Annotated in this window: 8 protein-coding genes and 1 tRNA gene; 1 reads left to right on the forward strand and 8 read right to left on the reverse strand. The window is 63.2% G+C overall.

Annotated elements, in window-relative coordinates; translation table 11 throughout:
* Positions 1 to 354 precede the first annotated feature (354 nt).
* Positions 355 to 444 (forward strand) — tRNA-Ser (locus tag JNL31_RS11500).
* Between the two features lie 264 nt (positions 445 to 708).
* Here JNL31_RS11500 and JNL31_RS11505 read toward each other — a convergent pair.
* From JNL31_RS11505 to JNL31_RS11540, 8 genes are all read right to left on the reverse strand, one after another.
* Positions 709 to 1,431, reverse strand: coding sequence for a SprT family zinc-dependent metalloprotease (locus JNL31_RS11505; protein WP_294973365.1), 723 nt, complete (start codon positions 1,429 to 1,431; stop codon positions 709 to 711).
* Positions 1,421 to 4,492, reverse strand: coding sequence for a type I restriction endonuclease subunit R (locus JNL31_RS11510; protein WP_294973367.1), 3,072 nt, complete (start codon positions 4,490 to 4,492; stop codon positions 1,421 to 1,423). Before JNL31_RS11510 ends, JNL31_RS11505 begins: the two co-directional genes overlap by 11 nt.
* A 30-nt stretch (positions 4,493 to 4,522) precedes the next feature.
* The gene (locus tag JNL31_RS11515) at positions 4,523 to 5,773 is read right to left on the reverse strand and encodes a restriction endonuclease subunit S (RefSeq protein ID WP_294973368.1); all 1,251 of its coding nucleotides are present in this window, start codon (positions 5,771 to 5,773) and stop codon (positions 4,523 to 4,525) included.
* Positions 5,770 to 8,208 carry a class I SAM-dependent DNA methyltransferase gene (locus tag JNL31_RS11520; protein WP_294973370.1) on the reverse strand — a complete coding sequence of 813 codons (2,439 nt, stop codon included), beginning with the start codon at positions 8,206 to 8,208 and terminating at the stop codon, positions 5,770 to 5,772. Before JNL31_RS11520 ends, JNL31_RS11515 begins: the two co-directional genes overlap by 4 nt.
* A gap of 72 nt (positions 8,209 to 8,280) precedes the next feature.
* On the reverse strand, positions 8,281 to 8,661 hold the full coding sequence (locus JNL31_RS11525; RefSeq protein WP_294973372.1) for a hypothetical protein: 381 nt from the start codon (positions 8,659 to 8,661) through the stop codon (positions 8,281 to 8,283).
* Positions 8,658 to 9,974: a recombinase family protein gene (locus JNL31_RS11530; protein WP_294973374.1), complete on the reverse strand. Its 1,317-nt coding sequence runs from the start codon at positions 9,972 to 9,974 to the stop codon at positions 8,658 to 8,660. Before JNL31_RS11530 ends, JNL31_RS11525 begins: the two co-directional genes overlap by 4 nt.
* Positions 9,971 to 10,426: a DUF2924 domain-containing protein gene (locus tag JNL31_RS11535; RefSeq protein ID WP_294973375.1), complete on the reverse strand. Its 456-nt coding sequence runs from the start codon at positions 10,424 to 10,426 to the stop codon at positions 9,971 to 9,973. Before JNL31_RS11535 ends, JNL31_RS11530 begins: the two co-directional genes overlap by 4 nt.
* Positions 10,427 to 10,613: 187 nt before the next feature.
* The coding region (locus tag JNL31_RS11540) for a phage/plasmid primase, P4 family (protein WP_294973377.1) at positions 10,614 to 12,243 on the reverse strand (1,630 nt) is incomplete at its 5' end.

Below are 12,243 nucleotides of genomic sequence, written 5' to 3' on the forward strand. Positions count from 1 at the left end.
CGTCCTCGTCACCTTCACCGCTGCCGACATTCCCGCTCCCCACTGCCGCCACCGCAGTGAGTCAGAATGCTGCCGTTTTGGGAATCCCTCGTGAGTCACCAAGGACGGCCGCTGGTATTATCCGCTTGTGCGCACGCGCACATCGCGAGGTGGATAAGGGTGGAAAGTTTGCGGAGGATCATTGGCCGCCGGCCCGGGAGATGTCCGATCCCTGCCTCCACCCAGGGACTGAATAGAACTCGGCTCCGCCGGCTCATCCGCCAGGGTCGGCCGTGCCGGTGGCAACTGATAGACAACGGAGCCAGCACCAAAATCGCCTTGTTCGCACGCCGGCCGGCCCCTATACGGGTCGGCGGAGAGGTGGCCGAGTGGTCGAAGGCACACCCCTGCTAAGGGTGCAGGCGGGGAACCGTCTCGAGGGTTCGAATCCCTTCCTCTCCGCCACTTGCCCTTGCGAAAGCGTTCTCCCGATCCGGCTGCGGCCGGAATTTCTCGTTGTTTTCGAAGGTTATGCGGATGGGGCTGAGCACTGACGCCCTCGCCACAGCAGCCGGACACGTTCTCTTGAGCCCGATATTCTCCGGACCTCTCGACTGCGCGATTTCGGTGTAGAGCCCGTAACCAGTTGAAAATATGGGGACAGTTCCTCGCAGAACCTGAGCACTTCGACGCCAGTGGCGTTCGTGGAATGGAACAGAAATCGAACTTTCAGACGGAGCTTCCATCCGACAGGGGCAGCGCGTTGAGGTCAGATCGGATTTGCCGCCATCCCGGCATGTTACGATCGAGGGTGTTCAGGAAGAGTTCGTCGTGTCGCGGTGAAACGAAATGGGCCATTTCATGCAGGATGACGTAGTCGATGGCGGCCTGAGGCTTCTTTGCTAGGTCGAGGTTCAACCACACCAGCCCCTTTTCGGGATTGCAGCTGCCCCACTTCGTCTTCATCAACCTGATGCCCCACCGCGGTACCGGTACGCCCAGCCGATCCGACCACTTGACGATACGGGGAGCGGCCTTTTCCCGCAGCTGCGATCGGTACCACGTCGCCATCCTGCGTGCATTCTGATCGGACGTTGAGCCTGCTGGCACCAACATCGTCAGGCGATCCGAAGCGTCTGGACGGATTGCGCAGCGGTTCTTGTCGTTCGGCTGGACCATAAGCCGAAGCGGTTTTCCGAAGACAAAATGGGTTTCGCCGGAGACATACCGGCGTTCGGATTGTCGCGCCTGACCCTCGAACTCGCGCTGCTTCTTCTTGATCCAGCCGAGCCGGGTCACAACCGCGACCCGGACGGCGTCTTCGCTGATGGCAGGAGGGGCAGCGACCCGCACGCGACCAGCCGGAGGATAGACCCCGATATGCAGGTTCTTGATCGGCTTGCGGACCAGTTCCACCGACAGCCCGGCGATCTCGATCAGTTCAGTATTCATCATGCGACCGGATGATCTCGATGATGCTGTCCACGGCGTCCTCTGTTTCGAGGATCTCCAGCAGCTTTCGCCGCAGCATTCGCTCCTTCATCTTGTTGCCGCGCCATCCCGTCTGCGCTGTGCTCCGGATCGCCTCATCGACCGCCAAGGTCATGGCTTCATCCTGACCGAGATTGTCGAAGAGCGCCTTGCGCCCCGGCGTGGTCATGGACTGCGGGTATTCGCTGCCGTGCCCCGCCTTTACCGCCCTGACCAGTTCCGCGATCTTTTCCAGGTATTCCGCGTAGGCGATTGCGTCGTCCTTCCGCTTCTTGACGAGGTCGGTTAGCAGTTCTGACATTCGCTCGTAGAACTTCGGGTTCACCGGCGTTTCGTCGATGATCAGCCTGCGCACGTTGTTCTCGATGGCTTCGGCCACGTTCTCGCGCTTCTTCTTCAGGGAACTCGGCAACTCCCCCTCGACTGCCGCCCCCTTGCTCGCCACCAGATCGATCAGGCTGATGTCGTCCAGGTGCGAGATCACCTCGGACTCGTCCGCCTTGATGTAGGTGTCGATCAGGTGCCGCATCGCGGGCTCGAACTGCTTCATGTCCAAAGCATCGCCGCTGTGCAGGCGCACCGCATCGCGCAGCGAAATCGCCCGTTCCACCTCGTTGCGGTACTGACCCAGCTGCAAGTCGTTCACGCCCGAGGCTGCAGGATCATCCGCCACCGATGCGAAGGCGCGGGCATAGGCACCCGCCAGCTTGTAGAGAGCCTGACGCCGCCGCGCCTTTTCATCGGCCTGCGGATCGGTCTCCCACCCTCCGGGACTCGAGAAATAGGCCAGCACCTGGTCGTCGCCCTTGGGCTGTTCCACAGGGTCCAGCAGCCCGAACCACGCATCGCGCGCGGTCATCAGGTCCTCGCCCGCCTTTTCGGCCCGCGAGGAAATCAGCCCCTCGACATCGGCAGCATCGAAGGCGTCGAAGGCGCCCGAAGTGTAGTCTTCGACGGCCGTCTCGATGTTCTTGAACAGATCCTTGTAGTCGACGACATAGCCGTAATCCTTGTCGTCCCCGTCCAGGCGGTTCACCCGGCAGATTGCCTGGAACAGCCCGTGATCGCGCATCTGCTTGTCGATGTAGATGTAGGTCGCTGTCGGTGCATCGAACCCAGTCAGCAGGCGGCTGACGACGATCAGGAGCTTCATCTGTGCCGGTTCCTTGCGGAATTTCCGCAGGGCCTCGGCCTCGTAGGCCTCTTCATCCGTGCCCAGATCGGTCATCAGCCGGTCATAGACGCGATAAACGTACTGCTTTTCCGTCTCGCCCATCCCGGCCTCTTCGCCGGTCAGTTCCGAGGCGTTGCGCGTGTAGGACGTGACGATGGCGCATTTCCCGGCGAGGTCCGAGCCGGAATTGCGGAAGATCTCGAACAGCCTGCACGCCTCGGGGATCGAGCCCGCGACCAGCATGGCGTTGCCGCGGCCAGCCTTCAGGCGCGGCTTGAGCTCCATGTCCATGATGATGTCGTTGGCGATCTGCTCCAGCCGGTCCTTCGAGGACAGCACGCGCTGCAACGTGCCCCAGCGCTGTTTCAGGGTCGCCTTGGCCACCGGGGTCAGACCCTTGGTCTTGGCCTCGAACCATTCGTCGATCTTTGTGGGCGAGGCGATACGCTGGTCGATGTCACGCGCCTCGTATCGCAGGTCCAGCACGACGCCATCCTCGACCGCCTCGTTGAAGCGGTAGGGCGTGCCGATATAGGGGCCGAACACCTCGAGCGAGGTCTGCTTGTCCGACCGCAGAAGCGGCGTCCCGGTGAAGCCGAAGAACACCGCACCCGGCAGGATCGTCCGCATGGCGCCGGCCAGCTTGCCCGATTGCGTCCGGTGCGCCTCGTCGATGAAGACGAAGAACTCGCCCACCGGCGCGCCGATCTGGCCGCGCTGGATGTCGGCGATCATCGCGCCCAGTTCGTCCTCTTCCCGCCGCCCGAACTTGTGAACGAGCGAGGACACCACCCGATCCTTGGGGTCGGCCAGTGCCGCCAGCAGGTCGGCGCCGGATTTCGCGCGGCGCACCTTGTCGCCGGTGTTGCCGAACACCGCCTCGATCTGGTCGTCCAGTTCCTTGCGGTCTGTCACCACAAGGATGCGCGCATCGGGGCGGGCCTCGCGGATCCAGCGGGCCAGCATAACCATGATCAGGCTTTTCCCCGAGCCTTGGGTCTGCCAGATGATCCCACCTTTTTTCGCCGCCACCGCCTCTTGCGCGGCCTTCACGGCGAAATACTGGTTGGGGCGGGTGACCTTCTTGATCCCGGCATCGAACAGGATGAAATCGTTGATCAGTTCCAGAAACCGCGCGGGCGCCAGCATCTGCGCCACATCGCGGTCGAGCGGATTGACGATCTTGCTCTCTTCCTTCCACGCCAGCCAATAGGGCTGCGGGGTCTGGATCGCGGCATAGCGCAGGCCCTGCATGTCGTTGCCCGCGAAGGTGATCTGCACCGTGGTGAAGAAGTGGCGGATGAATTCGGGGCGCTGGTTGTCCAGCGTCTGGCGGATGCCCGCGCCCAGATCGACGGTGGATTTCTTCAGCTCCACCACGCCCAGCGCGATGCCGTTCACATAGATCACCAGATCGGGGCGCTTGTTATAGGCCTTGGGGTTCTTTGCCGTGACGGCCACCTCTTCGGCGACGCCCAGATCATTGGCGGCGGGGGTGTCCCAATCGACAAAGCGCACGGTGACCGGGGCCTCCCCGGGGCCGGGGGTGACCTGCACGCCATAGCGCAGCATGTCATAGGTGGCGCGGTTCGATTCATACAGCTTCAGCCCGTCCATCCGGGCGGCGCGTTGCAACTCGGCGATGGCCTTGGTCGCCACCTCGGGGTCATGGCCACGGGCGAGCAGCCAGGGGCGCAGCAGCGAGGGCTCGATGTTGGCGTTACCCTCGCGCTTCTGCCAGTCGCCAAGGTAACGCCAGCCGAGGCCGCCGACCTTGCCAGAGGTATCGCCGCACATCTGTGCGATCATGCGGTTCTGCGTGGCGCGTTCCGGATCGCCGATGGCCATGGAAATACCCCCTTGGAAATTGTCACCCAGTCAGACCAGCCTGACCCGCCCTGTCAAAAGATTTTGCATCATCCCCTCCTTCACCGCCCGCGCCTTGGCGAGGCGGGACTCGAGGGTCTGGATTTCGGAGTCCATGTCGGAGAGGACGGCGGCGATAGCTTGCTGTTCGTCAGGTCGCGGCAGCGGGATTTCTGCGCTTGCGATATGGCTCCGGTTAGTTGCCAGAACTTTTGTTCCCGCGGCCAACTGGCAAAGGTGACTTCGAAACGCTGGCATAAACTGAAGGAAAGCCTTGAACCCATCGACCAAGACCGATTTATCAAAGCGCGCGGCAATGGTGTGAAGCCCCGAGACGACTTCTGTCGAACCCAAATCGGTAATTTCCACCGATGTGCCAACACCAGCAAGATCCTCTGATGCGTCAACGAATACGAGGTCGCCAGCAGCCAGCCTGTCCAGTCGCCCGGCGGATACAGAGTCCAGCGTCGGCATCGGCTTGGTCGCGGGCGAGAGAAAGATCGACAATGCGCCATGGATGTCGCCGTAATGCAAATTCTTGACGGGGCCATGCTCGGAGAGTTGAGCGCGGGAATGTGTGCCGTTCTTCAAGAAACGCACATGATCACCCAGCCGCTTCACCTCCCACACCCCCGAGAACCCCGGGAGGCGGCGGCGGGCGGTGAGGAGGTCTTGCATCGCGCCCTGCTTGATCAGGCGCTTCTTGGCGATCACCCGCTCCAACCCCGCCACCACCCCATCCGCATCCGACAACGCGGCGGCGATGGCATGTTGTTCGTGGGGAGAAGATGGCATCGGGAACGAAATACTATTCAGCTCCCCACTGCCGATAGCAGGAAGTGCTGTTGACGCCACGAGGCTGCCAAGTGAAAACTGTTGAACGTTGGCGAGAACGAGGTCACGCGAAACCTGACCGTCCTGCAGAATGTAGCCCGCCATGTTATTGTCGAGGCAGCTTTCTTGATCGACTAGACGCTTTCGCTCCAAGAAGATAGCCGCGCCGATCTTCGCAAAAGCTATGGTCCCGGCGGGAAACACACGCGCGCCGATGCGCCGCCTGTCGTCTTCGTCAATATAGTGGTTTGCCCTGTTCAAAGACCGTTCATTTCCGTCGTTGCTAAAATCGGACACCTTAAAGAACGGGTAGCGCCCGGAAGTCTTGCCTTGGGCGTTCAGTGGGAAGCCGGAACCACTCTTGAACGTGCCGACATCAGAGAGCTTTACCACTTCCCAACCGTTGGGGAGTGCTTGGGCTTCACTCATCCCGCCACCCCCATCGCCACCAGATGCCCGGCCACCCTGGCCTCCAGCCCGGCCAGATCGTCCATGATCTGCGGCAGGGTCTGGCCATAGCGTTCGGTCAGCACCCGCACGCGGGCGGTCAGGGTTTCCGTCCGCGCCTCGACCTCGGCCCCGATGGCGGTGGTGATGTCGGCCAGCCACTTGTCCTGCACCACAAGGGTCTGGATCTCGCCCATCGTCAGGGCGGGGTATTTCTTCAGCACGGCCTCGGTCAGCCGCGCCTCCGCCTCTTTCGCCGCGCGTTTCGCCTCAGCCTCCGCTTCAAACAGCGCCGCCGCTTGTTTCAGCAGGGCCTTCTCATCCGGCTCCAGGCCCCTGTCCTTCAGCCGCGCCTTCACGCCGCCCGCCGTCAGCTTGGCCCCGTCGGCCATCAGCTCCTCGAACAGCCCGCCCTCGGCCCCGTGTTCCTCGGCCAGCTCCTCGATCTCGCGCCCCAGTTCCTCGGCCCTTGCGGTGGCCTGATCCAGCGCCGCCTTGAGGTCGGCGAAGAAGCGTGCAGTGATCAGGGAGGGCGGGATCACGTCGGCCACAAGGCGGACCTTGTTCACCGTCAGGTCGCCCTCTTCCAGCCATTTCACCTTGCCGTCGTCGCTGGTTTCCTTTCGTGCCTCGCGCAGATCGCGCGCCGCCACCCAGCCGCCGCCCGCGATGATGAACACGTCGTCCTGCATGGTGGCAGCCCAATAGGCCATCAGGCGCTGATAGGCCTCATACTTGTCGACCAGGGGGGCGGCGTCGAAGCGCGCCAGCATGTCCTCGGCCAGGCGCAAGATCAGGTCGCGCGGGTGGTCGCCCTGCTTGATGCCCATCAGGAGGGGGGTGTTGGCGGTGATCCAGCCGTCCAGGATGGCGGTGACCTGCGCGCGGAAGGCGGCGAAATCCGGGTGGTTGCGGATGGTCGCGCGGACCTGATCGGGTGCAACCAGCGGATCGGCATAGCCCGGCCGCGGGTTCGGCCCGAACAGCGTGGCGCGCAGCGTGGGCATGACGGCCCAGAATTCGCCCAGCGCGTCGATGTCCCGCTCCGGCACGCCGCCGTGCAGGTGGGCGGTGATGTCCTGCAGATCCTCGGGGTCGGAGCCGTCGATGTAGCGGGGGATGTTCAGGTTGAAGTCGTTGCGGGCGATCTCGTCGAAGGGGACGAGGCGGGAATAGCCGGGGATGGTCTGGGCGCGCGTGAAAGCGTCTATGATCTTGTGGATGTCGCGCTCGCGCAGGCGGTTCTTGGGGCCGTCCTTGATGAACTCCCTGGAGGCGTCGATCATGAAGACCGGGCGGTTGGCGATAGCCTCGGACTTGTCGAGCACGATGATCGAGGCAGGGATGCCGGTGCCGTAGAACAGGTTGGCGGGCAGGCCGATGACGCCCTTGATGTAGCCGCGTTTCAGGATCTTCTCGCGCAGCTTCGCCTCGGCATTGCCGCGGAACAGGACGCCATGCGGCAGGATGACCGCGCCCGAGCCGGTGGCCTTCATCGAGGCGAGGATGTGCAGCAGGAACGCAAAATCGCCGTTCTTGGCGGGCGGTTCGCCATCGTCGAAGCGGCCATACTTGGTTTCGCTGGTCAGCCCCGCCGCCCAGGCCTTGGCCGAGAAGGGCGGATTGGCGACGACGAAATCGAAGTTCTGGAGGGTGTGGGCGTCGGCCAGGAAGTGCGGTTCGGCGATCACGTCGCCCTGCGCGATTTCGGCCGTGGCGCGGTTGTGCATGATCATGTTCATGCGCGCGAGGCCGCGGGTGGCGATGTCCATCTCTTGCCCGAATATGGTGATCGGCACACGGGCGGTCTCAGCGGCTTTCAGCAGCAGCGAGCCCGAGCCGCAGGTCGGGTCATAGACCGTCTGCTTCGGGCTGGTCGCGCGGCTGACGCCCGCCACGGCGGCGACGACGCGCGAGACCTCGGCCGGGGTATAGAACTGCCCCTTGGACTTGCCCGCCTCGGTCGCGAAGTTGCGCATCAGGTATTCGTAGGCGTCGCCGAGGATGTCGTCGCCGTCGGCCCGGTTCTTCGAGAAGTTCAACTCTTCCCTGCTGAAGATGTTGATCAGCGCGGTGAGCGTGTTGATCATCTTCTGGCCGCGCCCGAACTTTTCGGGGTCGTTGAAGAAGGCCCGATCAATCACGCCGCTGAGGTCGTTCTCTTCGGCGATGCGGGCGATGATCGTGTCCATCCCCTCGCCGATGTTCTTCGATCCGCGCAGGGCCTTCATGTCTTTGAAGGAGGCCCCGGGCGGCACCTCGATCAGCGCGTCAGGCTGGCCAGCGCGGTCGGAGACATATTTCACGAAGAGGAGCGTGAGGATGTAATCCTTGTAGAGCGACGCATCCATGCCACCACGGAGCTGGTCGCAGCTTTCCCAAAGGGATCGGTAGATGTCGCTCTTCTTGATGGCCATATTGCCCCTGCCAATCTCTTGCACTACCCCCTCTTGGCGGCACGGCTTGCAAAAGGTGCTCAGGGGATTGTGCTATCTATCTGATGTCTGCCTTGACCATTCAACCGGAAACGGCTCCAGAGCCCGCGCCAGCGTGATCTCCGGCCCTTGCTTCCCGTCCAGAATCGTCTCCACGATATCGGGCGAGAGCAGTGTCAGGCGCAGGATCCGGGCAATGTAGGTGAAGGCGATGCCTTCCCTCGCGGCCAGTTCGGAGATCGACGCGAACTCGCCCGACTCCAGCATGCGCTTCCAGCGGAAGGCGCGTGCCAGCGCCTTGACGAGGGCATCGTCGGGGCGGCGCTGGGTCGGGACGTCTGCAGGCAGTACCATCTCCTTCCGCCCACCGCGCCTCACGATGCGGAAAGGGACGTGGATGGTGACGGTGTCGGGAATCGGCGTGTCGCGGATCATGCTGCTGCTCTAAGGTCGGTGGTGATTTCGCGCGCCAGCCCGGCCAGTCCGTCCATACGCAGCCGGACGTTCAGCCCTTCGGTGCGGATCTCGACCCGCTCGACCAACAGCGCCACGATGCGCGCCTGCTCGGCGGGGAAGAGTTCGTCCCACAATGGATCGAGCTTCTGGAGGGCTGCGCGAGCGTCAACCTCAGTGATTCCGTCGTCCTGCGTCCGCGCCGACTTCCATGTCCCAGCCACGATCTCGGGCTGGCGGAACACGGCGCGAAGCTGGTCGATGACGGCGGCCTCAATCTCCCCCGCAGGCACCCGGCCGATGGGACACGCCCCCGCGCCGTGCTTCAGCACCGTCTGGCTGACATAGTAGCGGTAGAGCCTGCCGCCCTTGCGGGTGTGGGTCGGCGAGAACGCGGCGCCATCGGGACCGAAGAGTAGTCCCTTCAGCAGCGCGGGCGTGTCGGCGCGAGTCCGGGCGGCACGTTTTCGCGGACTCTCCTGCAGGATGGCGTGGACGCGGTCCCACGTCTCGCGGTCAATGATCGCGTCATGCTCGCCGGGGTAGCTGTCCACCTTGTGGACGGCCTCTCCGATGTAGGCGCGGTTCGACAGCATCCGGTAGAGGTACTTCTTGTCGATCCGGTTGCCGCGGGAGGTGCGCAGACCCTTGGCCTCAACCTCTTGCGCCAGGATCGTGCAGGAGCCGATCTCGATGAAGCGCGCGAAGATCCAGCGCACATGCTCGGCTGCGCCGTCATCGACCACTAGCTTTCGGTTCTCTACGCGGTAGCCGTAAGGCGGCACCCCGCCCATCCACATCCCCTTGCGCCGAGAGGCAGCAACCTTGTCGCGGATGCGCTCGGCTGTGACCTCGCGCTCGAACTGGGCGAAGGACAAGAGGATGTTCAGCGTCAGCCTTCCCATGGACGTGGTCGTATTGAACGACTGCGTCACCGAGACGAAGGTCACTCCATTCCGGTCGAACACCTCGACGAGCTTAGCGAAGTCCGCCAGCGAGCGGCTGAGGCGATCGATCTTGTAACAGACGATTATGTCGATCAGCCCGTCGTCGATGTCGGCCATCAGGCGCTTCAGGCCGGGACGTTCCAGCGTGCCGCCAGAGACGCCGCCATCGTCGTATTGATCCCGCACGAGCACCCAGCCCTCGGAGCGCTGGCTGGCGATGTAGGCCTCGCAGGCCTCCCGCTGGGCATGGAGACTGTTGAACTCCTGCTCCAACCCTTCCTCGGAGGACTTCCGCGTATAGACGGCGCAGCGGAGCTTGCGGACGAGGGGTTTGGTCAGCGCGTTCATGACCGCCCCCGATGGTTCTTCAGTCCGAAGAAGGTCCAGCCGTTCCAGCGCGTGCCGGTTATGGCGCGGGCGATGGCGGAGAGCGACTTGTAAGGCCTGCCCTGCCATTCGAAGCCGTCCTTCGTCACCGTGACCACCTGCTCGACGCCCTGCCATTCGCGCAGGAGCCGCGTGCCGGTGATCGGGCGATCGCGATCGAGCCGCATGCTGCGCTTTTTCTTGTCGCCGCCGTCGAGTTCCTCACCCAGCTGCTCCAGCCGCCGGATGGTCTCGGGCTTCAATCCGCCGTAGGTCAGTTCCTGAATGCGGTAGGCTAGCCGGGATTCCAGGTATCGCCTGTTGAAGGGCGGCGGCTCGCTGTCAAAGAGGTCGCGCCACTGCTTTTTCAGGTCAGGCGTCGTGGCGGTCTTCAGCGCGGCTAGGCGCGCGGGAATAGGGTCATGTGTGGTCATGCGGGTCTCCGTTCATCACGGGTTGCATGACCGCTCTGGTCGGGCGGGAAGTGTAGCGAACTTTCTCCGGTGCGGTCGGATAGTTCGCTTGACTGCCGCTGGATGAGGCGAACCAGGCCCAGGGCGAGAATGCGGCAGAGTTCGGCACGGCGCTCGGCGGGAGACATGTGGAAGGGCGAGAGCGGGTTCATCCGTCCACTCCCTCTGGGCGCGGCGAGCGAAGACCGATGCCGTGCCATCCCCGGTCGCGGCCCACCTTTCCGTCGCTGAATCCGCGAGACCTGAGTTGCTCCCCGAGATAGCGATTGGACTTCGGGTCAAGCCCGGCCTCCTTAGCCCAGCTAGACCAGGATGCGAACAGGGCCTTCGACGTCGCCCTGCAGGCCACTCCGACGGCGCAGCACTCTTCGATCCACTGTCCGAAGCGATCTTCCGTGGAGAAGTACTCCTCCACCGCCGAGCTGACGCAAGGCGGAGGCCGCAACCCGCCGAGCCGCTGCAGATCGTGGCAGCCCGCGAGCATCCACCCGAGGATGCCGTTGGCTTCCAGCTTGAGCTTCTCGGCCAGGTTCGCGTCGCGCTGATCTTCCGGAATGGTCACATTGAAAGGGATGAGGTGAAGACGCCGCCGCATCGCCACCCCGACTTCGCCGAGAGCCGGACGGTGGTTAGTTCCAACCAAGAGCTTGAACTGCGGAGTGAACTCAAAGAGGTCCTTGTACATGAAGTTTGCGCGCAACTTTTCGCCGCCGGTCACCATCTTGATCCGCGCTTCCGCCCATTGCGCGTCAGCCTCGGTTTCGGACATCAGCACCATGCGGGCGCCACGCAACCCAGCAATCTCCGACAGATGACGGGTTCCGCCGCGGCTGATGAAGGTGTCGCTGGCGGCGGTGGCTGCATAGTCACCGAGGACATGCGCAAGGGTCTGCAGGAAGACCGACTTGCCGTTCGCTCCCAGCCCGTGAAGCAGGAAGAAGGCCTGCTCGTTCGTCTGGCCTGTCAGACAGTATCCTGCGACCCGCGCGAGGTACGCTATCAACTCCTGATCGCCCCCCGTGATGGTCTCAAGAAAGCTCATCCAGATGGGGCATCCGACGCCCGGACTGGCACACGTGATCTGCGTCAAGAGCAAACGGCGTTCGTGCGGTCCAACCACGCCAGTGTCGAGATCGACAACACCCTCGGGGGTGTTCAACAGCATTACGTGCTGATCCAGTCGGTCGACTTCAGTCGCGATGGAAGGGTCAGCACCAGCAAGCTTTGCGACCGCCAAGATTGTCTTTGTACTGGCAAGGCGGCGCTGGTCTGCAGGCTTGTTGTTCTTGTTTGCGGCGGTCCGACAAACAAGCCGAACGGCGTGGACAACGGCGCTGACCGTATCGCGCTTCCACACGTTCCCCGTCCACCGAAACCATTGGCCCCAGACTGCAACGTAGATCCAGTCCCGGCCACACTCGTGCACGAACAACTGAACCAGCGCGTCGTCACTGAACTCCGGTGCCGCATCTTCCTCTTCCTCGGCCTTCTGACCAGGCATCGGGCCGTGGTTTTCGCAGTCGAGGCGCAAGAGTGCCTTGAACTCCCGCAGCAAGCGTTCCTCGGGCCATGGGGGCTGGATCGTTGCGGCGTTCTGCTGCTGAACGGCGATCCAGGCTTCTTCGAGCGTTGCGCGACCCCTCCTGACCATCCGGAGCCAGTGGCCGATGATCTTGGACAAGGTCAAATAGCGGGTCTCGCCGTCCTTCCCATCCTCACGGATAAAGGAGGTCATCAGTTCCTCTGCTGACCGGCTCTGCCGCTTCGCGTTGTTGTAG

Source organism: Tabrizicola sp. (genome assembly GCF_016792905.1).
In the GTDB taxonomy this organism is placed as follows: domain Bacteria; phylum Pseudomonadota; class Alphaproteobacteria; order Rhodobacterales; family Rhodobacteraceae; genus Tabrizicola.

Coding starts and splice junctions, on each gene's coding strand:
- JNL31_RS11525 (WP_294973372.1), bottom strand. CDS start 8,661: ATGATCCGCGACACGCCGATTCCCGACACCGTCACCATCCACGTCCCT.
- JNL31_RS11520 (WP_294973370.1), bottom strand. CDS start 8,208: ATGGCCATCAAGAAGAGCGACATCTACCGATCCCTTTGGGAAAGCTGC.
- JNL31_RS11515 (WP_294973368.1), bottom strand. CDS start 5,773: ATGAGTGAAGCCCAAGCACTCCCCAACGGTTGGGAAGTGGTAAAGCTC.
- JNL31_RS11505 (WP_294973365.1), bottom strand. CDS start 1,431: ATGAATACTGAACTGATCGAGATCGCCGGGCTGTCGGTGGAACTGGTC.
- JNL31_RS11535 (WP_294973375.1), bottom strand. CDS start 10,426: ATGACCACACATGACCCTATTCCCGCGCGCCTAGCCGCGCTGAAGACC.
- JNL31_RS11510 (WP_294973367.1), bottom strand. CDS start 4,492: ATGGCCATCGGCGATCCGGAACGCGCCACGCAGAACCGCATGATCGCA.
- JNL31_RS11530 (WP_294973374.1), bottom strand. CDS start 9,974: ATGAACGCGCTGACCAAACCCCTCGTCCGCAAGCTCCGCTGCGCCGTC.